The organism is Serratia sp. BNK-10, from assembly GCF_047456065.1.
Classification (GTDB): Bacteria; Pseudomonadota; Gammaproteobacteria; order Enterobacterales; family Enterobacteriaceae; genus Serratia; species Serratia ureilytica.
In genome coordinates this window covers 69,063-93,071 of sequence record NZ_CP179894.1, presented here as the reverse complement: position 1 = coordinate 93,071, position 24,009 = coordinate 69,063, and the positions used below count along the sequence as shown (strand labels likewise).

Here is a 24,009-nt window from a genome sequence, read left to right as displayed (position 1 = left end):
TTCAGCACTTTTAGCATACGATTGCATAAATTTTGGGCTAGACTTTAAAGACCCGTGCGGCCGCTCAACATGTAGTAGATCACGCAGCCCGCAACCACTATTCCACCGCCAAATCGCCGCAGCGTCGCGTCCGGCAACTGCGACATCGCCACAATCATTTTGCGCCAGGCCTGCGGAAACAGCATCGGCCCCAATCCTTCCAGCACCAGGACCAGCCCGAGCGCCAGCCAAATCGTTGAGTTCATGCATCCCCCAAAAACGAGAAAGGGCCCGCGAAAACGGGCCCTCGATCAGATTGCCTGCCGCGCTTATTTGCGCAGGGTATCAGGCGACTTCATGTAGCGGAAGAAATCGCTGTCCGGGCTCAGTACCAGCACGTCCTGGTTGTCCTTGAAGCTGGCTTCATAGGCACGCAGGCTGCGGATAAAGGCATAGAAGTCCGGATCCTGGCTGAACGCGTTGGCGAACAGCTTGGCTGCTTCAGCATCGCCTTCACCACGGGTGATACGCGCCTGACGCTCGGCTTCCGCCAGGGTACGGGTCACTTCGTAGTCCGCGCTGGCGCGCAGTTTCTCGGCTTCTTCCTGGCCCTGCGAGCGCAGGCGACGGGCTACCGCTTCACGCTCGGCGCGCATACGCTGGTAGATGGCGTCGGAGACTTCGGCCGGCAGGTTGATCTGCTTGATACGCACGTCGATCACTTCGATGCCCAACGCCGCCATGCTGTTCGGGTTCACCTGCGGCTGTTTGCCGGTGGTTTCCCGCTCAACGCGCGCCGCCGCAGAGGCGATAGCGTCATCGGCTTCGGTGGTCGCTACTTCTTCGCCGTCACCCACGGTGCCGGTGTTCAGCGCGTCACGCACGTCAGACATCAGCTTGCCGCGCGAGTCGGTCACGATGTCTTTCACGTCCAGGCGGCCAATCTCGGAACGCAGACGGTCGCTGAACTTACGCTTCAGCAGCACTTCGGCCTGGGAGACGTCGCCGCCGCCGGTCGCCAGATAGTAGCGGCTGAAATCGCTGATGCGCCACTTCAGATAGGAGTCAACGATCAGGTCTTTCTTCTCGCTGGTCACGAAGCGATCGGCCTGGTTGTCCATGGTCTGGATACGCGCATCCAGGTTCTTCACGGTCTCAATGAACGGGATCTTGAGGTGCAGACCCGGCGCATACACCAGCGGCTTGTTTTCGCCGTCGCGCAGCACCTTGCCGAAGCGCAGCACGATGCCACGCTGGCCTTCCTGCACCACGAACAGCGAAGCGTACAGCACCACCAGCACCGCGAGGACAATAACTACAAAAGACTTACGCATTGATTACTCTCTCCCTACGCGAGTGGTGTCGTCACGCTGCGCATTCGCCCGGCGCTGATCCATAACCGATCCGCTGCTGGTGCGCGGAGTGCTGCTGTTGGCAGCCGGCGCTGGATTCGGATTGAGGCGAATCAGGCTGGTATCCTTGTTGCCGCTCTCCGTCGCCGCGCCTTGGCCGCGCAGCATCTGATCCAGCGGCAGCACCATCAGGTTATTGCCTTTGTCGCTCACCAACACCTTACGGGTATGGCCCAGCACTTTTTCCATGGTTTCGATATACAGACGCTCGCGGGTGATCTGCGGTGCGGACTTGTATTCCGGCAACAGCTTGGCAAAGCGCGCCACCTCACCCTGAGCTTCCAGGACGGTGCGGTCTTTATAAGCCTTGGAGTCTTCCAGCAGACGCTGCGCCTGGCCGTTCGCACGCGGCTGAACTTCGTTAGCGTAAGCTTCCGCTTCACGGATGTATTGCTGCTCGTTCTCACGCGCGGCGATCGCATCGTCGAACGACGCCTTCACCTCTTCCGGCGGACGCGCCGCCTGGAAGTTGACGTCCAGCAGCGTGATGCCCATGTTGTAAGGACGAATGGTCTCTTCCAGCATGCGCTGCGTATCGTTACGCACCACGGTACGACCTTCGGTCAGGATGCGATCCATCGAGTATTTGCCGATCACGCCGCGCAGGGCGCTGTCGGTCGCCTGGCTCAGGCTGTCGTCGGCATTGACGACGCTGAACAGGTACGCTTCCGGGTTGGTCACGCGGTACTGCACGTTCATTTCCACGCGCACCACGTTTTCATCGGAGGTCAGCATCACGCCGGACGCCGCCAGCTCACGCACGGATTCCACGTTCACCGGACGCACGTCGTCGATGAAGGTCGGCTTCCAGTTCAGGCCCGGCTGCACCAGGTGGCTGAACTTACCGAAACGCGTCACAACGCCGCGCTCGGCTTCCTTGATGGTGTAGAAGCCGCTGGCGGCCCAGATCACCACCACGGCAACCGCCGCGATACCGATAATGCGGCCGCTGAAGCCCGGGCCGGAGGCCCCGGTGCCGCCGCTATTGCTGTTGGAGCCTTTGCCCCCGCCAAAACCGCTCAATTTCTTGCTCAGTTTGCGGAAGATATCATCCAAATCAGGTGGCCCTTGATCACGACCGCCTTTGTTGTTACCGCCAGAGTTGCCGCCATTGTTATTGCTGCTCCCCCACGGGTCGCGGTCCTGTCCGTTATTACCGGGCTGATTCCACGCCATGTTTTAGCTCCATATTCTGTGATTGGGTACTTCAGGCTTTCGCGAAGCATAAATGTAACAGGATATGATCATACGATAAAGTCAATCAGGTCCTGTTCTTGCTTGCAGAGACGACGCCATTCGACGATCGGCATTCGCACCACCACGCCAATGCTGCCGTCCTCTTCGTTCCACTCTTTTTCAATCGCCTGAAGCTGGTAAAAACGGCTGCGAAGACGGCCTGCCCGTGGCGGTAAGCGCAATTCGTAATGCGCGATCTCCCCCGATAAGCGCTCCGTCAACGCCTGATACAGCAACGGAATACCCTCTCCGCTGGCGGCGGACAGCCACACCCGGATCGGCAGGTTTTCATCGTTGCGGTCGATACGCGGCACAAAATCGTCCAGCATATCTATTTTGTTCATCACTAACAGTGTAGGGATTTCATCCGAGTCTATCTCCGCCAGCACGGTGTTCACCGCGTCGATGTTCTCGTCGACACGCGGATCCGCCGCGTCGATGACGTGCAGCAGCAAAGAGGCCTGGCGCGTCTCCTGCAGCGTCGCCTTGAAGGCGGCCACCAGATCGTGCGGCAGGTGCCGGATAAAGCCTACGGTATCCGCCAACACGGTATCCCCCACGTCCGGCACGTCAATGCGCCGCAACGTAGGATCCAGGGTGGCAAATAGCTGGTCCGCCGCATACACCTCGGCAGACGTTATTCGGTTAAACAGGGTGGATTTGCCGGCGTTGGTATAGCCCACCAGCGATACGGTCGGCACATCGGCGCGGGTTCGCGCGCGTCGGCCTTGTTCACGCTGCTTCTCTACCCGCTCCAGGCGGCGCAGAATCAAGCTGATGCGATCGCGTAACAGGCGACGGTCGGTCTCAAGCTGGGTTTCCCCCGGCCCGCGCAGGCCTATCCCCCCTTTTTGCCGCTCCAGGTGCGTCCAGCCGCGTACCAGACGCGTGGCGATGTGACGCAACTGCGCCAGCTCCACCTGCAGCTTACCTTCATGGGTGCGGGCACGCTGGGCGAAAATGTCTAAAATCAGCCCGGTGCGATCGATCACCCGGCATTCGCACAGGCGCTCGAGGTTTCTTTCCTGCGCCGGGGAAAGGGAATGATCAAACAGGACAACAGACGCGCCGCTGGCTTTCACCGCATCTGCAATTTCTTCGGCCTTTCCTTCGCCGACAAAGTACTTCGGATGCGGGGCTTTGCGGCTACCAGTCACCACTTGCAAAGCTTCGACACCGGCTGAGGAGACCAGCGATTCGAACTCGCTGAGATCTTCCGTATCTTTGTCTTGCGAGAAATAGATATGAACCAGTACGGCCTGCTCACCGGCTTCATAACGGTCAAACAAGCGTGCAACCTCTCAAACGGACACTCACCGTGAGTTTGGGGGACATAAACAGCACGCGGCTGCTTATGCTCCCCGTCATGGTTGACTTGCAACGCGCTTTATTCAGCGTCATCGCTTTCCTGCTGCGGCTGTTGCTGCGCAGACGGATTGTTGCCATGGTGATAGTTGCTTGAACCGCCGCTCGGGTTGTTGCTGTGATGCGAAACCGGGCGTGACGGGACAACGGTAGAGATAGCGTGCTTGTACACCATCTGGCTAACCGTGTTCTTCAACAGGATGACAAACTGGTCAAAAGACTCAATCTGGCCTTGCAGCTTAATACCATTCACCAAATAAATAGAAACCGGAACACGTTCACGACGCAATGCGTTCAGGAACGGATCTTGCAAAGATTGCCCCTTAGCCATTCTATCTTTTCCTTATTTGCTTGTTGTTTGTAACTAAGAACCTGTCGGCTCTAAAATAAACGACGTAAAAAATTTGCGCGCTGAATACTCAGCAATTGTACACAATCACCCAACCTATGCACTAACAACCTGTGTCACCGAGTCCAAAGCCTCTCCCGGCTTTTCACTGTCCAACCAATGGACCGACTCCCAACCCCGTAACCAGGTCATCTGGCGTTTAGCCAACTGACGTGTTGCGCAAATACCACGATAAACCATCTCATCGTAACTAATTTCACCAGACAAGTATGACCACATCTGGCGGTAACCGACACAGCGAATGGAGGGCAAGTCCGTATGCAAATCACCCCGTGCGAAAAGTGCACGCGCTTCCGTCTCAAAACCCGCCGCCAACATTTGATGGTACCGCAGCTCGATGCGTTGATGGATCAACTCACGGCTGGTCGGCGCTATCGCAAATTGGTGAACTTGATACGGTAACGATTCACCCGAAATTTTAGTCAGTTCCGTTAAAGTTTTACCCGAAATAAAAAAAACTTCCAGTGCTCTGGACAGTCTCTGCGGATCATTCGGATGAATTCTCACTGCCGCGACCGGATCGATCGCCTGTAACTGACGGTGCAACGCCTCCCAGCCCTGCTCCGCCGCTTGCCGTTCGATGCGCTCGCGCACCGCGGGATCGGCGGACGGCAACGGCGACAATCCTTCCAGCAACGCCTTGAAATACAACATGGTGCCGCCCACCAACAGCGGAATGCGGCCGGCGGCGGTGATATCGGCCATCTCTTTCAGCGCATCGGCGCGGAACTCCGCAGCCGAGTAAGCTTCGGCGGGATCGCGAATATCGATCAGCCGATGCGGCGCCTGCGCCAATTCTTCGGCGCTCGGCTTGGCGGTGCCGATATCCATGCCGCGATAAATCAGCGCGGAATCGACGCTGATCAGTTCCACCGGCAGGCGCTCGCGCAGCGCGATCGCCAGCGCGGTCTTGCCCGAGGCGGTCGGCCCCATAATGAAAATAGCCGGGGGACGTGATGTCATTTCAGTTTCAGTCATGCTTGAGGGCCGCCAGTGCGGCCTGTAAATCAACGGGTTGTAAAAGTCCGCTCGGTGGCGATTTGACCAGCTGCGGGCAAAGTCGTTCAACGTCGGTCAGCAATTGTATCGCTTGCGAGGTGTTCCACTGTTCATGTTCGCTGCCGAGACGGCGAGCGAGCCAGGTGGCCAACACCGCGGGCGACATCTCCTGATGCTCGGCCAGATAGCCTAACAGTTCGGGTATCAGTTTTTGTAAATTTTGTTGGCGTAATGGTAAAGGCACTGCGCGCAGCGTCACACGGCCGTGATCCGTCTGCAAGTCCAGCCCCATCATCGTCAGCAGCGCCTGATGCCGCGCGATGGCCGCCGCTTCGTTCTTGTCCAACGTCAGCTTGACTGGGATCAGCAGCGGCTGCGGCCGCAGCCCTTCCGTCGGCGGATTGAGCTGCGCCTGGCGCAGCCAGCGCTCGGCCACCGTCAGGTTGAGCAACGCCGGCTGCTGGCGCTGTTCAATCAGCGCGTAGCACGGCGGATGGATCATCAGCACCCGGCCAAAGCTGTGTTGCCCGCTCGCCAACGGCGTTTCCACGGCGGCTTTCACCGGTGGGAACAGCGGCGGCCGACTCGGGGCTTCCGGCGCGGCCTCAGCCTGCGGCTCGGCGGCAGGCCGCATCAGTTTGCCGTACAGCTCGCCTTCGCGTTTCTGGTAACCGCCCGCCGTTTGCCAACCGGGCTGCGGCGCGCGCTCGCGGGCAGCGCCGGCCGGTGGCGGCGTTTCGCGACGCGGCGCCGGCTGTGAAAAATGGTTGCCGCCGGCGGCGACGCGGTTTTCCTGCTGCCAGACCGGCGCAGGCGCCTCGTCAGGCGTTTCCGCCAACGGCAGCGACGGCGTCTGTCCGGCCTGTTGCAGCACCGTGGTCACCGCCTGGTAGATAAAATCGTGCACCAGCCGCGCCTGATGGAAACGCACCTCGTGCTTGGCGGGATGAACGTTGACGTCCACCTGGTGCGGATCCACCTCCAGATACAACACATAAGCGGGCTGCTGATCGTCTTTCAGCTGATCCTGATAGGCCTGACGAATGGCGTGGTTGATCAAGCGATCGCGCATCATGCGGCTGTTGACGTAGCAATACTGCATCTCACCCAGCTGGCGCGCCCCGTCCGGATCCGCCACCCAACCGCGGATGCTCAGATCGCCATGCTGCCAGTCGATGTTCAGCGCATGCTGCAAAAACGCCGGGCCGCAGATGCTGCCCAAACGGCGCTCGTGCTGGCTTTCTTCCTTCGCCGCCCGATATTGGCGGATCAGTTTGCCGTTATGGCTGAGGTTGATCGCCACATCGAAGCGCGCCAGCGCGATGCGCCGCACCACTTCATCGATATGGCCGAATTCGGTTTTCTCGGTGCGCATGAACTTGCGGCGCGCCGGGGTGTTGTAAAACAGATCCAACACTTCCAGCGTGCTGCCGACCGGGTGCGCAGCGGGTTTGACCGTCACCGCCTGTTCGCGCCCTTCGGCATAGGCTTGCCACGCTTCGCTCTGATCTGCGGTGCGCGACGTCAGGGTCAAACGGGAAACCGAGCTGATGCTGGCCAGCGCTTCGCCGCGAAAACCGAGGCTGACGATCGCCTCCAGGTCGTCGAGCGTGCTGATTTTACTGGTGGCGTGCCGCGCCAGCGCCAGCGCCAGATCGTCCTTGCCGATGCCGCAGCCGTTGTCGCGAATGCGGATCAACTTGGCGCCGCCGCGTTCGATATCGATATCGATGCGCGTCGCACCGGCGTCCAGGCTGTTTTCCACCAGCTCTTTGACGACCGACGCGGGGCGTTCGACCACCTCTCCGGCGGCGATCTGGTTGGCGAGCTGTGGCGGTAACACCTGGATAGGCATGCTGACTCCTGTAGCGGTGGCGCTAGGCCTGCGGAATGGTCAGCGTCCGATCCAGCGGCGCGACGTCCGACTTCAGATTATTGACCCGTTTCAAATCGCCGACGCTGACCCCGTAGCGAGAAGCGATGGAGGACAGCGTGTCCCCGCGGGCCACTTTATGTTTAGACGGCTTCTTCGCCGGCGTTTTCGCTTTGGCGACGGCGGTGACGGCGGCGGTTTTCCCCGCCGGCACCTTCAGGCGTTGCCCGACCCACACGCCGTCTTTCTTCAGTTTGTTCAGATCCCGCAGCGCCGCCATGGTCGTGCCGTAGCTGTCGGCGATGCCGGACAGCGTCTCCGCCCGTTTCACCACGTGGATCTGGGTCTTGCCGCTTACGCTGCGGCCCGCGCCGGCCGAGCTGACGATAGGCTCAGGCTGGCGCACGTCTGGTGTTGAGGTGTTAACCGCCGCTGCGACGTCCAGCGGTCGGTTTTCCACCTTTGGGTCGGCTTGCAGCGGATGCGCCAGGAAGTAGCTGCGCAGGCCGTTATGAATGGCCTTGGCAATCTTCTCCTGATACGCGCTACTGCCCAGCAGCCGCTCCTCCGTGCTATTACTGATAAATCCTGTTTCCACCAGCAGCGATGGAATATCCGGCGAACGCAGCACGCCCAGGCTGGCGTGTTCCGGCCGGCGTTTATGCAACGATCCGACGCTCTGCAGCTGCTGCAGCACCTTCACCGCCACATCGTAGCCAACGCGCTGCGAGTGGCCGAACTGCAGATCCAGCACCGCCTGGCTCAGATAAGGGTCGGCCTGGCTGTTGGCCAGCAAGTCGCCGGCGCCGCCGAGCAGCTCGGACTGCTTCTCATGCTGTTCGAGCCAACCGGCCATTTCGCTGTTGGCGCGGCGATTGGACAGCACCCAGACGGAAGCCCCGCTGGCGCTGCGGTTTGGCGCGGCGTCGGCGTGGATGGAGACCAGTACGTTGGCGCCCTGTTTACGCGCAACGTCGGAACGCCCCATCACCGAAATAAAATAGTCGCCGTTACGTGTCAGCACCGGCTTGAACTGCGGATCGGCGTCCAGCATCGCCTGCAGGCGACGCGCGATGGCGATAGTGACATTCTTCTCCTTCAACCCGCTCGGGCCGATGGCGCCCGGATCCTGGCCGCCGTGGCCGGCGTCGATCGCCACCACCACCCGATCGCCGGAACCGGCGGAAACGCGGCTGCTGCGCGGCGTCACCTCAGTGGCGGTGCCCGCGACCACGCTCTGTTTATTGGTAAAGGGATTCGATCCCGTCGGCGCTTTGCGCAGCGGCGGCTCCGGCGCTTCACGCACCGCGACCGGCGCCTGACGCGGCGGTTGGCTGACGGCGACCGGCGCAGGCGTTTGGACCGGCGCTTTACGCGCCACGGTATTGACGCCGCCTTCGGCCGTAAGGGTGAATACCACGGTGTGCACGCCGCCGTTCTGGCGGGTGGAGACGCGGGTTTTAGCGCGCTGAGTCAGATCAAACACCAGGCGCACGCTCTGAGCGTCTTTCGGCGCGCTGGAGCGAATGCTTTTCACCAGGTTTTGGCCGCTGAAATTGAGCGGCAGCCCGCCGACCTTGCCTTTCTGGTTGACGTCCAGCACCACGCGCTCCGGGCCGTGCAGCGGGAAAAACGCGTAGTCCGGCGGGCCATTGAAGCTCACCGACACCGTCGCTTCGCGCTGGGCGTTGGACACTTTGATATCGGACAGCGAGGACGCCGCCAGCGCGTTCAACGCGCCGAGCGGCCCCAGCACGGCGATCAGCATGATGACCGCAAATTTTTTCAACGCATGCGTCATTGCAGCATCATCCCTGTGATCCATGAATACGGTCTAACAGCTGGCTGCCGTAAGCAGAAATCGCCTCGATCTTCGCCTCTCGCCCCTCGCCCTGATAGCTGAGGTGCAGCGCCAGATCCGGCTCCGGCAGCACGCCGGTGCCCTGCTGCGGCCATTCGACCAGGCAGATGGCGTCTTGCGCGAAGTAATCGCGAATGCCCATAAATTCAAGCTCTTCCGGATCGGCCAGGCGATACAGATCGAAGTGATATACCGCCAAGGGCTGCAAGGCATAGGGCTCCACCAGCGTGTAGGTCGGACTTTTGACATTGCCCTGATGCCCCAACGCCTGCAGGAAGCCACGGCTGAAGGTGGTTTTACCGGCGCCCAGGTCGCCGTAGAGATAGATGACGCTGGCGCGATCGCAAGCCTTGGCCAAAGTGGTGCCCAAAGCGACAGTCGCTGCCTCGTCCGGCAGAGGTAAAACGAGTTCTTTCATTCGATAAAGTCTATTTTGCCCACTCAGGGTTAACGAAATGAAGGATGTCCGGCAGTAAATCGGTCGCCAACATGCCTCTTGTTCCTTGTCTTTCCGCTACGCGATCGCCGGCCGCGCCGTGTACGACGCAGCCCGCACAGGCGGCATCATACAGCGAGAGCTTTTGCGCCAGCAAACCGCCGATGATGCCCGACAGCACATCGCCCATGCCGCCGGAGGCCATGCCGGCATTGCCGACGTCGGCGATCGCCATCTGGCCCTGCTCATCGGCGATCAGCGTGCCGGCGCCTTTCAGCACCGCCACGCCGCCATAGCGCGCCGTCAGGTTACGCACGGCAAGTAAGCGATCACTCTCGATGTCGGCAGTGCTGCAGCTCAACAGCCGCGCCGCCTCTCCGGGATGCGGAGTCATCACGCGATTCTGCCGTTTCTCGGGATTTAATGCCAGCAAGTTCAGCGCATCAGCGTCCCACAAGGCCGGTTTATCGCTGGTTTGCAGCACGTTCAAGGCGTTTTTGCCCCACTCAGCCTGGCCCAGCCCCGGGCCAATCACCAGCACATCCGCCCATTGCATCGCCTGCCGCAAGGCCGTCTCGTCCAGCGCCTGCGCCATCAACTCCGGCCTGGCCGCCAGCAGCGGCGCGACGTGCTCAATGTGAGTAAGCACTCGCACCAATCCAGCCCCGCTGCGCAGCGCCGCTTCCGCCGCCATGCGAATGGCGCCGCCGAATCCGCGGTCGCCGCCCACCAGCAGCAGACGGCCATGCTCGCCCTTATGGGCGCAGGGGCGCCGCGGATGCAGCCAGCGCGGCAACGCCTCGGCGGTAAGCCGCTGAATCTGTTCCGGTTGCTTCGCCAACCAATCCGATAAGCCTAGCGTATTCTGATGAAGTTGCCCGACCCAGTCGCGCGCCTGCCCGGTCAGCAAGCCCGGCTTGAGGCCAATGAAGGTGACGGTATGCGCGGCACGCAAAACCGCGCCCGGCGCCGCGCCGCTTTCCGCCAGCAGCCCGGACGGAATATCGAGCGCCACCACCGGCGCCGAATGGCGGTTGGCGGCCTCGATCAGCGCATCGTAAGGCGCGCGCGGCGCGCTGCCCAGGCCGGTGCCTAACAGACCGTCGATAATAAGAGAGACGGACGCCGGCCAGCGGCTGTTCGCCGGCAGAATATCGCCGCCAGCGGCCAGCCAGGCCTCGCGGGCCGCTGCGGCCTCCGGCGGCAAAGGGCGTGCGCCTTCGCAGGCGATCACCGTCACCTGCACGCCCGCCGCCTTCGCCAAACGCGCCACCACATAGCCGTCGCCGCCGTTGTTGCCGTGGCCACAGAGCACCAGCCAGTGGTTGCAGGAGGGATAAGTGTCGCGCGCCAGTACGTAGGCCGCCTGACCGGCGCGCAGCATTAAATCGTAAAGAGAAAGACCGAGCGAGGCCGCCGCCGCAGGTTCCGAACGACGGATCCAATCCGCAGGCCAGACAGAGTGTGGTAAACTGTCAGCGTATGCTTTTTCACTGTGGCCCGTCATGACGCACCCCCTCGATCTCCATCAACTCGCCCAACATATCAAGCAATGGGGGCAATCGCTAGGATTCCAGCAGGTTGGCATCTGCGATACCGATCTCAGCCTGGAAGAGCCGAAGCTGCAGGCCTGGCTCGACAAACAGTACCACGGCGAGATGGAGTGGATGGCGCGCCACGGCATGCTGCGCGCGCGCCCTCACGAGCTGTTGCCGGGCACGCTGCGGGTGATCAGCGTGCGCATGAACTACCTGCCGGCCAAGGCGGCGTTCGCCAGCACCCTGCAGAACCCGCAATTGGGCTACGTCAGCCGCTATGCACTGGGGCGCGATTATCACAAGCTGTTGCGTCAGCGCCTGAAAAAGTTGGGCGATCAGATCCAGGCCTACTGCGGCGAACTGAATTTCCGCCCCTTTGTCGACTCGGCGCCGGTCATGGAGCGCGCGCTGGCCGCCAAGGCGGGCATCGGCTGGGTTGGTAAACACTCACTAATTCTTAACCGCGAAGCCGGATCCTGGTTTTTCCTCGGCGAACTGCTGATCGACCTGCCGCTGCCGGTGGATCAGCCGCAGGAAGAGCAGTGCGGCCGCTGCGTCGCCTGCATCACCACTTGCCCGACCGGGGCCATCGTCGCGCCCTACACCGTCGATGCCCGGCGCTGCATTTCCTATCTGACCATCGAACTGGAAGGCGCGATCCCGGAGGAATTCCGGCCGCTGCTCGGCAACCGTATCTACGGCTGCGACGACTGCCAGCTGATCTGCCCGTGGAACCGATTTTCGCAACTCACCGACGAAGACGATTTCAGCCCGCGCGCCGCGCTGCATGCGCCGCAGCTGATCGATCTGTTCAGTTGGACGGAAGAAAAATTCCTGCGCATCACCGAAGGCTCGGCGATACGCCGCATCGGTCACCTGCGCTGGCTGCGCAACATCGCCGTGGCGCTGGGCAATGCGCCTTATGAGGACAGCATCGTGCTCGCGCTGCGCACGCGTTTGGACCAGGACGCCATGCTGGACGAACATATCCACTGGGCGCTGGCGCAACAGCTCGCTCGCCGTGAAGCGCTGGGCATCGAGGTGCAAACGGCGCAGAAAAAACGGTTGATACGGGCTGTGGAAAAAGGTTTGCCAAGGGATGCCTGACGGGGTGCGCCGCGCGGGCGTATCGCCCGAAATCTCACTCTGTGGATTTGTGCATAAAAATAAAAACACGTTGTCTTTCAACTGCAACAAAAAGAGCAAGTGATCGGCATAACGTTTTGGGATAAATAAATAAGCTTATAAATCAAATGCATAAATATTTAATTTGTATGACGTTGATTTTTCAGGCTGGCGGGTTTATATACAGAGGCTGTGGATAACTCTGTTCACAACGTTTTTAGCAGGTGTGTAAAACGGGACAAAAACCCGCGCCGGATAAGGCGTTGGATTTGAGTTTGAAACGAAGAGAAAATTGGAGCGGGAAACGAGACTCGAACTCGCGACCCCGACCTTGGCAAGGTCGTGCTCTACCAACTGAGCTATTCCCGCATTGAGATGCTTTTTGCATCCGGTCACCAAACACTGGCGTGACCTTTGAATTTTTGGAGCGGGAAACGAGGCTCGAACTCGCGACCTCAACCTTGGCAAGGTTGCGCTCTACCAACTGAGCTATTCCCGCGTCGCATAGGTACTGCTTGATACTGCTTTATTTATTCATCATGCCGCATCGCGACATTGTTGAATTTGGAGCGGGAAACGAGACTCGAACTCGCGACCCCGACCTTGGCAAGGTCGTGCTCTACCAACTGAGCTATTCCCGCCCGGCGTATCGATGGTGGAACGTTACGAAATTCTTCATCGGTACGGGGTGCGCATTATACGAGAAATCCTTTTTGTCGCAAGCCCCTGAAAGCAAAAAAACGCGATTTTTGTTTGATTGCCGATTAAAGCGCCAGATTGGCGAATTAAGCGGCTAAAAACGGCATTTTTTCCCCGCAGAGGCCGCCATCGCCTTAAAGCTGAATGAAATGCTCGCGGTAATAAGCCAGTTCGGCCACCGATTCGCGGATGTCATCCAGCGCCTGATGGGTGCCCTGCTTCTTAAAGCCGCCGAGAATTTCCGGCTTCCAACGGCGCGCCAGTTCTTTCAGCGTGCTGACGTCCAGGTAGCGGTAATGGAAGTAGGCCTCCAGCTCCGGCATGTAGCGGAACAGGAAACGGCGATCCTGGCCCACGCTGTTGCCGCAGATCGGCGATTTACCGGCCGGCACCCATTGCTGCAGGAAGGCGATGGTTTCCAGCTCGGCGGCGCGATCGTCCTGCCGGCTGGCTTTCACCCGCTCCACCAGCCCGCTGCCGGTATGGGTGCGCACGTTCCACTCGTCCATCAAGGCCAGCTGCTCGTCGGATTGGTGCACGGCGATCACCGGCCCTTCCGCCAGGATGTTCAGATTGGCGTCGGTGACCAGCGTGGCGATCTCGATAATGCGGTCACGCTCGGGATCCAGCCCGGTCATCTCCAAATCGATCCAAATCAGGTTATTTTCGTTTGCTGTCATGATGTTTCCTGCCTAAAAGCCGAGAGAAAAACGCTGTGCGGACGAGACGACGGCCGCCGCCGATGGCGACACGCCGCAGCCGGCGGCTAACAACGGTTATTTAATATAAAATAGCGTGTATCATAGTCTTTTTGGTCGCCATGGGCGACATATACCCTGACGGGTTCAAGGCTGCGCCCGGGGCAAGTCCCCCGCCGCGGCTGTGCGTATACGTAAAGGTATAAAACCGATTCAAGTGAGGCGCAGTGAGTAAGAACAAACTGTCCAAAGGTCAGCAACGCCGCGTGCAGGCGAACCATCAGCGCCGTCTGAAGCGCGCCGATAACAAACCGGAACCGGATGATTCCCAGCTGGGCGAGCCGCAGGAAGGCGTCGTCATCAGTCGTTTCGGCATGCACGCCGACGTTGAGGCGCCGGATGGCACTCAGCACCGCTGCAACATCCGCCGCACATTGCGTTCGCTGGTGACCGGCGATCGCGTGGTGTGGCGCCCCGGCCTGGGCGCCCATGAAGGGGTAAAAGGCATTGTGGAAGCGGTGCACGAACGCACCTCGGTGCTGACGCGCCCGGACTTCTATGACGGCGTGAAGCCGATCGCCGCCAATATCAATCAGATCGTCATCGTGTCGGCGATCCTGCCCGAGCTGTCGCTGAACATCATCGACCGTTATCTGGTGGCCTGCGAAACGCTCGAAGTCGAGCCGCTGATCGTGCTCAACAAAATTGACCTGCTGGACGCCGAAGCGCGCAAGCTGGTCGACGGCATGATGGATATCTATCGCAAGATTGGCTACCGGGTGCTGGAAGTCTCCAGCCAAACGCGGGAAGGCATGGCGGAGTTCGAACAGGCGCTGGCCGGGCGCATCAGCATCTTCGCCGGTCAGTCCGGGGTCGGCAAGTCCAGCTTGCTGAACGCGCTGCTGCCGCCGTCTGAAGAGCAAATTCTGGTAAATCAGGTTTCCGACGTCTCGGGCCTCGGGCAACATACCACCACCGCCGCGCGGCTGTACCATTTCCAGCACGGCGGCGACGTGATCGACTCCCCGGGGGTGCGCGAGTTTGGCCTGTGGCACCTGGAGCCGGAACAAATCACCCGCGGCTTTGTCGAATTCCGTGATTATTTAGGCGGTTGCAAATTCCGCGACTGCCGCCACGATACCGATCCCGGCTGCGCCATTCGCGCGGCGATGGAGAAAGGCGATATCGCGCAAGAGCGGTTCGACAACTATCACCGTATTCTGGAAAGCATGGCGCAGGTGAAGGTTCGCAAGAACTTCACGGACGCCGCAGACTGACACTGACGAGCGAGCATTGACGACGGCGGAGCCCTCGTTACAATGCGCGCCCTTTACCCTGATTCACGAGGTTAACGTGCTGGATAGCATCAAGATTAAACTGCAATATTGGCTGCCGAAGCTGGCGCTGACCCGCCTGGCGGGCTGGGGCGCCGACAAACGGGCCGGCTGGCTGACCCAACTGGTGGTCAAAACCTTCGCCCGCTACTACCGCGTGGACATGCAGGAAGCGCAAAATCCGGACCTGGCGTCTTACGCCACCTTCAACGACTTCTTCGTGCGCCCGCTGCGCGACGGCGCGCGCCCCATCATCGCCGACGCCAACTGGCTGGCGCTGCCTGCCGATGGCGCCATCAGCCAGCTCGGCCCGATCCGCGACGATCAAATCTTCCAGGCCAAAGGCCACCACTACAGCCTCGAAGCGCTGCTGGCCGGCAACTATCTGTTGGCCGAGCCGTTCCGCAACGGCCTGTTCGCCACCACCTATCTGGCGCCGCGCGACTATCACCGCGTACACATGCCGTGCGCCGGCGTGCTGCGCGAAATGATCTATGTGCCGGGCGATTTGTTCTCGGTCAACCCGCTCACCGCCGCCAACGTGCCTAATCTGTTCGCGCGCAACGAGCGCGTGATCTGCGTATTCGACACCGACATCGGGCCGATGGTGCAAATCCTGGTCGGCGCCACCATCGTCGGCAGCATCGAAACCGTCTGGGCCGGCACCGTCACGCCGCCGCGCGAAGGCATCATCAAACGCTGGACCTACCCGGCCGCCGGCGAAGAAGGCGCCATCGCGCTGGAAAAAGGCGCCGAGATGGGCCGTTTCAAACTCGGCTCCACGGTGATCAACCTGTTTACCGCAGGCAGCGTGCAGTTTGCGCCGCAGCTGCATAACGGCACCGTCACCCGCATGGGTGAAGCCTTCGCCGAAATCCCGGCCGCCGCTGAAACGCCACAGACCCCGCTCTAAAGGAATCGACGCCGTGCGCCTTTTCATCACGCTTTTGCTCGGTTGCCTGCTGTGGCAACCGGCGCTGGCCGCCCCCGTGCCGACCGAGACCCAGCTCAAACAGGAGCTGAAGCAGGCGGAAAGCAGCAAAAACGCGCCGAATCAGGCGGAAACCACCGAGGCGCTGCAAAGCGCCCTCAACTGGCTGACGGAGCGCAAAGAGTCGCAGACTCGCTCCGAGCAGTATCAGAGGGTGATCGACGATTTTCCGAAGATGACGCAGGAGCTGCGCCGTCAGCTGGTGCTGGAAAGCAACAAGATCTTGCCTAACGGCGACGATCTGCCGGCCGCCGAGCTGGAACAGCAGATCCTGCAAACCAGCAGCCTGCTGCTGGAACAGGCGCGCCTGCTGCAGCAAGAACAGGATCGCACGCGGGAGATCAGCGATTCGCTCGGCCAGCTGCCGCAGCAGCAGACCGACGCCCGCCGTGCGCTGACGGAAGTGCAGCGCCGCCTGCAGGCGCAGCCCGCCAACCCAACCACGCCGTATGCGCAGGCCGCCCTGGCCCTGCTGCAGGCCGAAGCCGCGGCGCGCAAAGCCAAAGTGGACGAGCTGGAGCTGGCGCAGCTGTCGGCCAACAACCGTCAGGAGCTGGCGCGCATGCGCGCCGAGGTCTATAAAAAGCGCCACGAGAAAATAGACGTTCAGCTGCAGGCGCTGCGCAATAACCTCAACGCCCAACGCCAACGCGAAGCAGAGCTGGCGCTGGAAAAAACCGAGCAGTTGGCCGAGCAGAACGGCGATTTGCCAAAAAGCATCAGCCAGCAGCTGCAGATCAACCGCGAACTGTCCGCCGCGCTGAACAGCCAGGCGCAGCGCATGGATCTGATTTCATCGCAGCAGCGGCAGGCGGCGGCGCAGACGCTGCAGGTGCGCCAGGCGCTGAGCACCATCATCGAGCAGGCCCAATGGCTCGGTTCGTCGTCGGCGCTGGGGGAAACCCTGCGCGCCCAGGTGGCGACACTGCCGGAAATGCCCAAGCCGCAACAGCTGGACGGCGACATGGCCCAGCTGCGCGTGCAGCGCCTGCAGTTTGAAAACCAGCTGGAAAAACTGTCGCAGCGCGAATTCAAACGCGACGACGGCAGCGCGCTGACCAATCAGGAGCAACGCATCGTCGATGCCCAGCTGCGCACCCAGCGCGAGCTGCTCAACTCGTTGTTATCCGGGTGCGACACCCAAATCCTCGAGCTGACCAAGCTGAAGGTGGCCAACACCCAGCTGATCGAAGCGTTGAACGAAATTCGCGACGCCACCCACCGCTATCTGTTCTGGGTGCCGGACGTCAATCCGATCAACTTCTCCTACCCGCTCAACGTGGCGCACGATCTGACGCGCGTCCTGTCGCTGGACACGCTGTCTCAACTCGGCGGCGCCTTCATGATGATGGTGACCAGCCGCGAAACGCTGATCCCGATCTTCGGCGCCCTGCTGCTGGTGATTTTCAGCATCAGCTCGCGCAAGCACTACCACGCCTTCCTCGAGCGCGCGAGCAGCCGCGTCGGCAAGGTGACGCAGGACGAATTCTTCTTGACGGTGCGCACCGTGTTCTGGTCGATTCTGGTGGCGATGCCGCTGCCGGTGCTGTGGGCCGCGCTCGGTTACGGCCTGCAAAGCGCCTGGAACTACCCGGTGGCGGAAGCGATCGGCAAAGGGGTAACCGCCACGCTGCCGATCCTGTGGATCTGCATGATCTGCGCCGCCTTCGCCCACCCGCAGGGGCTGTTCATCGTGCACTTCCGCTGGCCGGCGAAGCAGGTTTCGCGCGCCATGCGCTACTACAAGATGTCGATCTGGCTGATCGTGCCGCTGATCATGGCGCTGATCACCTTCGATAGCCTGAAAGAACGCGAGTTCGCCAACACCCTGGGGCGGCTGTGCTTCATCCTGCTGTGTCTGGCGCTGGCGCTGGTCACCCACAGCCTGAAACGCGCCGGCATTCCGCTGTATCTGGATAAAAACGGCTCCGGCGACAACATGCTCAACAGCGCCTTCTGGGGGCTGCTGCTGTCGGCGCCGCTGCTGGCGGCGCTGGCCTCGACCGTCGGTTACCTCACCACCGCGCAGGCGCTGTTGGCGCGTCTGGAAACTTCGGTGGCGATCTGGTTCCTGCTGCTGGTCGTCTACCACATCATCCGCCGTTGGATGTTGATCCAGCGGCGGCGCATCGCCTTCGATCGCGCCAAGCAGCGCCGCGCCGACATTCTGGCCCAGCGCGCCCGCGGCGAAGACGAAACTTCACATACCCCGAACAGCACCGAAGGCGCCATCGATCCGGACGATTCGGACTTCGATCTGGACACCATCAGCGCCCAGTCGCTGCGGCTGGTGCGTTCGATCCTAACGCTGATCGCGCTGGTGTCGGTGATCGTGCTGTGGTCGGAGATCCACTCCGCGTTCGCCTTCCTGGAAAACATCTCGCTGTGGGACGTAACCTCGACGGTGAACGGCGTGGAAACCGCCCATCCGATCACCCTCGGCGCGGTTCTGATCGCCATTCTGGTGTTGATCATCACCATGCAGCTGGTGCGCAACCTGCCGGCGCTGCTGGAGCTGGCGGTGCTGCAGCACCTGGATCTGTCCCCGGGCACCGGCTACGCAATCACCACCATCACCAAGTACCTGCTGCTGCTGTTCGGCGCGGTGCTCAGCTTCGCCTGGATCGGCATCGAATGGTCGAAACTGCAGTGGGTGGTTACCGCGCTCAGTCTGGGGTTGGGCTTCGGCATGCAGGAGATCTTCTCCAACTTCATCTCCGGCTTGATCATCCTGTTCGAGAAACCGATCCGCATCGGCGACACCGTGACGATCCGCAATCTGACCGGCACCGTCACCAAGATCAATACCCGCGCCACCACCATCTCGGACTGGGACCGCAAAGAGATCATCGTGCCGAACAAAGCGTTCATCACCGAACAGTTCGTCAACTGGTCGCTGTCGGATACCCTGACCCGTGTGGTGCTGACCGTACCGGCGCCGGGCGAGGCCAACAGCGAAGAAGTGACCAAGATCCTGATGAACGCCGCCGAGCGCTGCGCGCTGGTGCTGGATAACCCGGCGCCGGAGGTCTATCTGGTCGATCTGCAGCAAGGCATTCAGATCTTCGAGATGCGTATTTACGCCGCCGAGATGGGCCACCGTATGCCGCTACGCCATGAGATCCACCAGCTGATCCTGGCGGGCTACCGCGAGCACGGCATCACGCTGCCGTACCCGCCGTTCCAGGTGCGTACCGAGACGCTGTCGCGGCTAACCAACAACGGCCGCACGCCGCCGTCCACGCCGGCGCCGAACACCAAGCGCGACGTCGGGGGGCTATAAGCGCTTCTCGCGATAAAAAAGGGGGTCGGCAAATGCCGACCCCCTTTTTTGCTTTTTCGCCGCCTGAAACGTCAGGCGATCCCGACCGGGAAGGCTAATACGTCGCTCAGGCTCTCGGCGCCCAGCGCCAGCATCACCAGGCGATCCACGCCCAACGCCACGCCGGAACACTCCGGCATGCCGTGCTGCAACGCCGCCAACAGGTTGTAGTCGATCGGTTGCTGCGGCAGGCCGCGCTCCGCGCGTTTGCGGTTGTCCTGCTCGAAACGCTGCTGTTGTTCACGGCCGTCGGTCAGCTCGCGGAAACCGTTCGCCAGCTCGATACCCTTGAAGTACACCTCGAAACGCTCCGCCACGCGGTGGTCTTCGGTGCTGATCTCCGCCAACGCCGCCTGGCTGGCCGGGAAGTGGTACACGAACGCCGGTTTTTCACGGCCGATATGCGGTTCCACGCCCACGGTGAACAGCAGCTGCAGCAGCGTATCGCGATCTTCTTCGGTATCGGCGATGTTGCTTAGATCGAGTTTGGCCGCTGCTTCGCGCAGCTGCGCCTTCTCCGCCGACAGCGGATCGATGTCCAGATGGCGCAGGAACGCCTGCTGATAGGACAGGGTCTCCGCGCTCTCGCAGTCCAGCACCTGCTGCAGCAGATCGTCCACTTCATTCATCAGGCGGTACATGTCGTAGTGCGGACGGTACCACTCCAGCATGGTGAATTCCGGGTTGTGATGCCGCCCGGCTTCTTCATTGCGGAAGCTGCGCCCCATTTGGTAGATCGGGCCGCTGCCCGCCGCCAACAGGCGCTTCATGTGATATTCCGGGCTGGTCATCATGTATAGCGTCAGGCCCTCTGCCGCTCCCGGCCCGACGAAACGCGTCTCGAACGGGAACAGGTGAACGTCGGTGACCGTCGCCTGGCTCATGGTGGGCGTCTCAACTTCCAGCACACCACGATCGGCGAAGAAACGCCGGATCTCAGCCAGAATCGCTGCGCGTTTCAACAAATTGGCGATGGGTGCACTAGGCTGCCAGCTTGCCGTTTCGCTCATGGTAATTAACTCCGAAATCAAACAGGGGATGCAGTCTACTCGCATCCTTGCAGCCAAACAAATTCTTCACGATGCGCAACCGGCGATAACGCCAATTTCCGATAAAAGGGCGGCAAAAGCGCGTTAAAAAGAGTAAAGCCGGCCGAACGCGCAAAAAAACAGACAAGGCTGCCGGGCAAGCGTTAATCGACAAAACAATCGATCACATCAAATTTCGACTACTTAACTTTAGGTATAGTTAATTCCCCATTATTGGTGGGAGATATCTATCCTTAACCTTTAAGCAACATTAATCGGTTCAATTAGTTAGCACCCGAAGAGTTCGCTAAATTTTAAGCATAGATATTTAACTTGCCGTTCTTAACAAGAACATTGGAGGAATGCAGTGCAAACCTTTAACGCCGATCTTGCCATTATTGGGGCCGGGGGCGCTGGTTTACGTGCAGCAATAGCCGCAGCGGAAGCCAATCCCCAACTGAAAATCGCGCTGATCTCTAAGGTCTACCCGATGCGCAGCCACACGGTCGCCGCCGAGGGGGGCTCCGCCGCCGTCACCCAGGATCACGATACCTTCGACTATCACTTCCACGACACCGTCGCCGGTGGCGACTGGCTGTGCGAGCAGGACGTGGTCGATCACTTCGTGCATCAGTGCCCGCGCGAGATGACCCAGCTTGAGCAGTGGGGCTGCCCATGGAGCCGCAAACCGGACGGTTCGGTCAATGTGCGGCGCTTCGGCGGCATGAAGATCGAACGCACCTGGTTCGCCGCCGACAAGACCGGCTTCCACATGCTGCACACCCTGTTCCAGACCTCGCTGAAATACCCGCAAATCCAACGCTTCGACGAGCACTTCGTGCTGGATATCCTGGTGGATGACGGCCAGGCGCGCGGCCTGGTGGCGCTCAACATGATGGAAGGCACCCGCGTGCAGATCCGCGCCAACGCGGTGGTGATGGCCACCGGCGGCGCCGGGCGCGTTTATCGCTACAACACCAACGGCGGCATCGTTACCGGCGACGGCATGGGCATGGCGTTCCACCACGGCGTACCGCTGCGCGACATGGAGTTCGTGCAGTATCACCCGACCGGCCTGCCCGGTTCCGGCATCCTGATGACCGAGGGCTGCCGCGGCGAAGGCGGCATTCTGGTGAACAAAGACGGCTACCGTTACCTGCAAGACTACGGCATGGGCCCGGAAACCCCGCTGGGCGAGCCGAAGAACAAATACATGGAGCTGGGCCCGCGCGATAAAGTGTCCCAGGCCTTCTGGCACGAATGGCGTGCCGGCCGCACCATCGCCACCCCGCGCGGCGACGTGGTCTACCTCGATCTGCGCCACCTGGGCGAGAAAAAGCTGCTGGAGCGGCTGCCGTTCATCTGTGAACTGGCCAAAGCCTACGTCGGCGTCGATCCGGTGAAAGATCCGATCCCGGTGCGCCCTACCGCGCACTACACCATGGGCGGCATTGAAACCGACCAGAACTGCGAAACCCGCATCAAGGGGCTGTTCGCAGTCGGCGAATGTTCCTCCGTCGGCCTGCACGGCGCCAACCGTCTCGGCTCCAACTCGCTGGCGGAACTGGTGGTATTCGGCCGCGTCGCCGGTGAACACGCCGCGCGCCGCGCGCTGGAAACCGCGCCGGCCAACGGCAGCGCGCTGGATGCGCAAACCCGCGACGTCGAAACCCGCCTGAGCAACCTGATGAAGCAGGAAGGCAACGAAAACTGGGCGAAGATCCGCGACGAAATGGGGCTGTCGATGGAAGAAGGCTGCGGCATCTACCGCACGCCGGAGCTGATGCAAAAAACCATCGATAAGCTGGCCGAGCTGAAAGAACGTTTCAAGCGCGTCAAAATCACCGACAACACCAGCGTGTTCAATACCGATCTGCTGTACACCATCGAGCTGGGCTATGGCCTGGACGTCGCTGAATGCATGGCGCACTCCGCATTTAACCGCAAAGAGTCGCGCGGCGCCCACCAGCGCCTGGACGAAGGCTGCACCGAGCGTGACGACGTCAACTTCCTCAAGCATACGCTGGCGTTCCACAATCCGCAGGGCGCGCCGCGTCTTGAATACAGCGACGTGAAAATCACCAAGCTGCCGCCGGCCAAACGCGTCTACGGCGCAGAAGCCGAAGCGCAGGAGAAAAAGAATAAGGAGCAGGCAAATGGCTGAGATGCAAACCCTGAAGATCGACGTCATGCGCTATAACCCGGAAAGCGACGCCGAGCCGCATTTCGTCACTTACGCCGTGCCTTACGACGAACAGACCTCGCTGCTCGACGCGCTGGGCTATATCAAGGATAACCTGGCGCCGGACCTCTCCTACCGCTGGTCTTGCCGCATGGCGATCTGCGGCTCCTGCGGCATGATGGTCAACCGCGTGCCGAAGCTGGCGTGCAAAACCTTCCTGCGCGACTACGTCGGCGGCATGAAGGTCGAAGCGCTGGGCAACTTCCCGATCGAGCGCGATCTGGTGGTCGACATGACCCACTTCATCGAAAGCCTGGAGGCGATCAAACCGTACATCATCGGCAACGATCGCAAACCGGAGGATGGCCCGAACGTGCAGACTCCGGCGCAGATGGCCAAATACCACCAGTTCTCCGGCTGCATCAACTGCGGCCTGTGCTACGCGGCGTGCCCGCAGTTCGGCCTCAACCCCGAGTTTATCGGCCCGGCGGCGATCACGCTGGCGCACCGCTATAACCTGGACAACCGCGACCACGGCAAGAAACAGCGCATGCCGCAGCTCAACGGCCAAAACGGCGTCTGGAGCTGCACCTTCGTCGGCTATTGCTCCGAAGTCTGTCCGAAACACGTCGATCCCGCCGCCGCTATCCAGCAAGGCAAGGTGGAGAGCGCCAAAGACTTCATGATCGCCATGTTGAAGCCGCAATAAGGGAGAAAATTGCCATGACAACTCAACGTAAGCCCTATGTGCGCACCATGACGCCCACCTGGTGGCAAAAGCTCGGCTTCTACCGTTTCTACATGCTGCGCGAAGGCACCTCGGTGCTGGCCGTCTGGTTCAGCATCGTGCTGCTCTACGGCGTGTTCGCGCTGAAGGGCGGTGCCGAGAGCTGGGCCGGCTTCGTCGGTTTCTTGCAGAATCCGCTGGTGCTGTTAATCAACGTCGTCGCATTGCTGGCGGCGGCGCTGCACACCAAAACCTGGTTCGATCTGGCGCCGAAGGCCGCCAATATCGTGGTCAACAGCGAGAAAATGGGACCGGGCCCCATCGTGAAAGGGCTGTGGGCCGTCACGATCGTCGTCAGCGTGGTCATCCTGGCCGTGGCCCTGTTCTAATCCGGAGGAAACATGATAAATCAAGCACCTAAACGCTCCGACGAGCCGGTTTTCTGGGGATTGTTCGGCGCCGGCGGCATGTGGGGCGCGATCGTCGCGCCGGCTATCGTGCTGCTGATCGGCATTTTGCTGCCGCTGGGGCTGTTCCCCGGTGAAGCGCTGGGTTACGAGCGCGTGCTGGCGTTCTGCCAGAGCCTGATCGGCCGCCTGTTCCTGCTGCTGATGATCATTCTGCCGCTGTGGTGCGGCCTGCACCGCATCCACCATGCGATGCACGATCTGAAGATCCACGTGCCGGCCGGCAAGTGGGTGTTCTACGGTCTGGCGGCAATCCTCAGCGTCGTCACCGTCATCGGCGTCGTCACTCTGTAAACCGCTCGGGTGGCCAACGCCCGTTGGCCGCCCT

General features: G+C 61.0%; 20 protein-coding genes and 3 tRNA genes. 8 read left to right on the top strand and 15 right to left on the bottom strand.

Going from position 1 to position 24,009, the window contains the following annotated elements:
• Positions 1–44: 44 nt before the first annotated feature.
• The 10 genes from ACMGG9_RS00405 to nnr form a co-directional block, all read right to left on the bottom strand.
• Complete coding sequence (locus ACMGG9_RS00405) at positions 45–245, bottom strand: DUF2065 domain-containing protein (RefSeq protein WP_004933666.1); 201 nt, start codon at positions 243–245, stop codon at positions 45–47.
• A 63-nt stretch (positions 246–308) separates the two neighbouring features.
• Positions 309–1,313: a protease modulator HflC gene (gene hflC / locus ACMGG9_RS00400; protein WP_004933669.1), complete on the bottom strand. Its 1,005-nt coding sequence runs from the start codon at positions 1,311–1,313 to the stop codon at positions 309–311.
• Positions 1,314–1,316: 3 nt separating this feature from the next.
• Positions 1,317–2,567, bottom strand: a complete 1,251-nt coding sequence (gene hflK, locus ACMGG9_RS00395; protein ID WP_033641626.1) for an FtsH protease activity modulator HflK — start codon at positions 2,565–2,567, stop codon at positions 1,317–1,319.
• A 68-nt stretch (positions 2,568–2,635) separates the two neighbouring features.
• Complete coding sequence (gene hflX / locus ACMGG9_RS00390) at positions 2,636–3,916, bottom strand: ribosome rescue GTPase HflX (RefSeq protein ID WP_033641625.1); 1,281 nt, start codon at positions 3,914–3,916, stop codon at positions 2,636–2,638.
• 98 nt (positions 3,917–4,014) lie between these two features.
• Complete coding sequence (gene hfq / locus ACMGG9_RS00385) at positions 4,015–4,323, bottom strand: RNA chaperone Hfq (RefSeq protein WP_004933678.1); 309 nt, start codon at positions 4,321–4,323, stop codon at positions 4,015–4,017.
• Positions 4,324–4,437: 114 nt separating this feature from the next.
• Positions 4,438–5,379 (bottom strand): tRNA (adenosine(37)-N6)-dimethylallyltransferase MiaA, encoded by a 942-nt coding sequence (gene miaA, locus ACMGG9_RS00380; RefSeq protein ID WP_047025079.1) that lies wholly within the window; start codon positions 5,377–5,379, stop codon positions 4,438–4,440.
• On the bottom strand, positions 5,372–7,255 hold the full coding sequence (mutL, locus tag ACMGG9_RS00375; protein ID WP_099783302.1) for a DNA mismatch repair endonuclease MutL: 1,884 nt from the start codon (positions 7,253–7,255) through the stop codon (positions 5,372–5,374). The genes miaA and mutL overlap by 8 nt, the downstream gene beginning before the upstream one ends.
• A 22-nt stretch (positions 7,256–7,277) precedes the next feature.
• Positions 7,278–9,074, bottom strand: coding sequence for an N-acetylmuramoyl-L-alanine amidase AmiB (gene amiB / locus ACMGG9_RS00370; protein WP_147880178.1), 1,797 nt, complete (start codon positions 9,072–9,074; stop codon positions 7,278–7,280).
• Positions 9,075–9,081: 7 nt separating this feature from the next.
• The gene (tsaE, locus tag ACMGG9_RS00365) at positions 9,082–9,552 is read right to left on the bottom strand and encodes a tRNA (adenosine(37)-N6)-threonylcarbamoyltransferase complex ATPase subunit type 1 TsaE (protein ID WP_025305017.1); all 471 of its coding nucleotides are present in this window, start codon (positions 9,550–9,552) and stop codon (positions 9,082–9,084) included.
• A gap of 10 nt (positions 9,553–9,562) precedes the next feature.
• Positions 9,563–11,077, bottom strand: coding sequence for a bifunctional ADP-dependent NAD(P)H-hydrate dehydratase/NAD(P)H-hydrate epimerase (gene nnr, locus ACMGG9_RS00360; RefSeq protein ID WP_414161822.1), 1,515 nt, complete (start codon positions 11,075–11,077; stop codon positions 9,563–9,565).
• Here nnr and queG point away from each other — a divergent pair.
• Entirely contained in the window at positions 11,076–12,215 is a 1,140-nt protein-coding gene (gene queG / locus ACMGG9_RS00355; protein ID WP_047025076.1) for a tRNA epoxyqueuosine(34) reductase QueG, read from the top strand. The genes nnr and queG overlap by 2 nt on opposite strands.
• 311 nt (positions 12,216–12,526) lie before the next feature.
• Here the strand turns inward: queG and ACMGG9_RS00350 are convergent.
• The 4 genes from ACMGG9_RS00350 to orn form a co-directional block, all read right to left on the bottom strand.
• Positions 12,527–12,602 (bottom strand) — tRNA-Gly (locus ACMGG9_RS00350).
• A 54-nt stretch (positions 12,603–12,656) separates the two neighbouring features.
• Positions 12,657–12,732: transfer RNA gene (locus tag ACMGG9_RS00345), tRNA-Gly, on the bottom strand.
• Between the two features lie 66 nt (positions 12,733–12,798).
• Positions 12,799–12,874, bottom strand: a tRNA-Gly gene (locus tag ACMGG9_RS00340).
• Positions 12,875–13,066: 192 nt separating this feature from the next.
• Entirely contained in the window at positions 13,067–13,612 is a 546-nt protein-coding gene (gene orn / locus ACMGG9_RS00335; RefSeq protein ID WP_033641618.1) for an oligoribonuclease, read from the bottom strand.
• A gap of 245 nt (positions 13,613–13,857) precedes the next feature.
• Here orn and rsgA point away from each other — a divergent pair, with 245 nt between their 5' ends.
• The 3 genes from rsgA (at position 13,858) to mscM (ending at position 19,238) form a co-directional block, all read left to right on the top strand.
• Positions 13,858–14,907 carry a small ribosomal subunit biogenesis GTPase RsgA gene (rsgA, locus tag ACMGG9_RS00330; protein ID WP_033641617.1) on the top strand — a complete coding sequence of 350 codons (1,050 nt, stop codon included), beginning with the start codon at positions 13,858–13,860 and terminating at the stop codon, positions 14,905–14,907.
• 76 nt (positions 14,908–14,983) lie between these two features.
• Entirely contained in the window at positions 14,984–15,877 is an 894-nt protein-coding gene (asd, locus tag ACMGG9_RS00325) for an archaetidylserine decarboxylase (RefSeq protein WP_147838218.1), read from the top strand.
• Between the two features lie 13 nt (positions 15,878–15,890).
• On the top strand, positions 15,891–19,238 hold the full coding sequence (gene mscM, locus ACMGG9_RS00320) for a miniconductance mechanosensitive channel MscM (RefSeq protein WP_033651501.1): 3,348 nt from the start codon (positions 15,891–15,893) through the stop codon (positions 19,236–19,238).
• Between the two features lie 71 nt (positions 19,239–19,309).
• Here the strand turns inward: mscM and epmA are convergent, their stop codons facing one another.
• Entirely contained in the window at positions 19,310–20,287 is a 978-nt protein-coding gene (gene epmA, locus ACMGG9_RS00315) for an elongation factor P--(R)-beta-lysine ligase (protein ID WP_004929681.1), read from the bottom strand.
• 385 nt (positions 20,288–20,672) lie between these two features.
• Here epmA and frdA point away from each other — a divergent pair, with 385 nt between their 5' ends.
• From frdA to frdD, 4 genes are read left to right on the top strand one after another with little or no spacing between them, the layout of a single operon-like run.
• Positions 20,673–22,469, top strand: coding sequence for a fumarate reductase (quinol) flavoprotein subunit (gene frdA / locus ACMGG9_RS00310; protein WP_042783510.1), 1,797 nt, complete (start codon positions 20,673–20,675; stop codon positions 22,467–22,469).
• Positions 22,462–23,196: a succinate dehydrogenase/fumarate reductase iron-sulfur subunit gene (locus ACMGG9_RS00305; protein WP_004929676.1), complete on the top strand. Its 735-nt coding sequence runs from the start codon at positions 22,462–22,464 to the stop codon at positions 23,194–23,196. Before frdA ends, ACMGG9_RS00305 begins: the two co-directional genes overlap by 8 nt.
• Positions 23,197–23,210: 14 nt before the next feature.
• Positions 23,211–23,603 (top strand): fumarate reductase subunit FrdC, encoded by a 393-nt coding sequence (frdC, locus tag ACMGG9_RS00300; protein WP_025305010.1) that lies wholly within the window; start codon positions 23,211–23,213, stop codon positions 23,601–23,603.
• A 12-nt stretch (positions 23,604–23,615) separates the two neighbouring features.
• A complete protein-coding gene (frdD, locus tag ACMGG9_RS00295) occupies positions 23,616–23,975 on the top strand; it encodes a fumarate reductase subunit FrdD (protein WP_042783508.1) in 360 nt (119 codons plus the stop codon).
• Positions 23,976–24,009: the final 34 nt, after the last annotated feature.

Bases quoted from the DNA above. Each gene is read 5' to 3' on its own strand.
- nnr (WP_414161822.1), bottom strand. From the start codon at position 11,077: ATGACGGGCCACAGTGAAAAAGCATACGCTGACAGTTTACCACACTCT.
- frdD (WP_042783508.1), top strand. From the start codon at position 23,616: ATGATAAATCAAGCACCTAAACGCTCCGACGAGCCGGTTTTCTGGGGA.
- mutL (WP_099783302.1), bottom strand. From the start codon at position 7,255: ATGCCTATCCAGGTGTTACCGCCACAGCTCGCCAACCAGATCGCCGCC.
- tsaE (WP_025305017.1), bottom strand. From the start codon at position 9,552: ATGAAAGAACTCGTTTTACCTCTGCCGGACGAGGCAGCGACTGTCGCT.
- amiB (WP_147880178.1), bottom strand. From the start codon at position 9,074: ATGACGCATGCGTTGAAAAAATTTGCGGTCATCATGCTGATCGCCGTG.
- queG (WP_047025076.1), top strand. From the start codon at position 11,076: ATGACGCACCCCCTCGATCTCCATCAACTCGCCCAACATATCAAGCAA.
- ACMGG9_RS00305 (WP_004929676.1), top strand. From the start codon at position 22,462: ATGGCTGAGATGCAAACCCTGAAGATCGACGTCATGCGCTATAACCCG.
- frdC (WP_025305010.1), top strand. From the start codon at position 23,211: ATGACAACTCAACGTAAGCCCTATGTGCGCACCATGACGCCCACCTGG.
- miaA (WP_047025079.1), bottom strand. From the start codon at position 5,379: ATGACTGAAACTGAAATGACATCACGTCCCCCGGCTATTTTCATTATG.
- epmA (WP_004929681.1), bottom strand. From the start codon at position 20,287: ATGAGCGAAACGGCAAGCTGGCAGCCTAGTGCACCCATCGCCAATTTG.
- hflC (WP_004933669.1), bottom strand. From the start codon at position 1,313: ATGCGTAAGTCTTTTGTAGTTATTGTCCTCGCGGTGCTGGTGGTGCTG.
- hfq (WP_004933678.1), bottom strand. From the start codon at position 4,323: ATGGCTAAGGGGCAATCTTTGCAAGATCCGTTCCTGAACGCATTGCGT.
- ACMGG9_RS00405 (WP_004933666.1), bottom strand. From the start codon at position 245: ATGAACTCAACGATTTGGCTGGCGCTCGGGCTGGTCCTGGTGCTGGAA.
- hflK (WP_033641626.1), bottom strand. From the start codon at position 2,567: ATGGCGTGGAATCAGCCCGGTAATAACGGACAGGACCGCGACCCGTGG.
- orn (WP_033641618.1), bottom strand. From the start codon at position 13,612: ATGACAGCAAACGAAAATAACCTGATTTGGATCGATTTGGAGATGACC.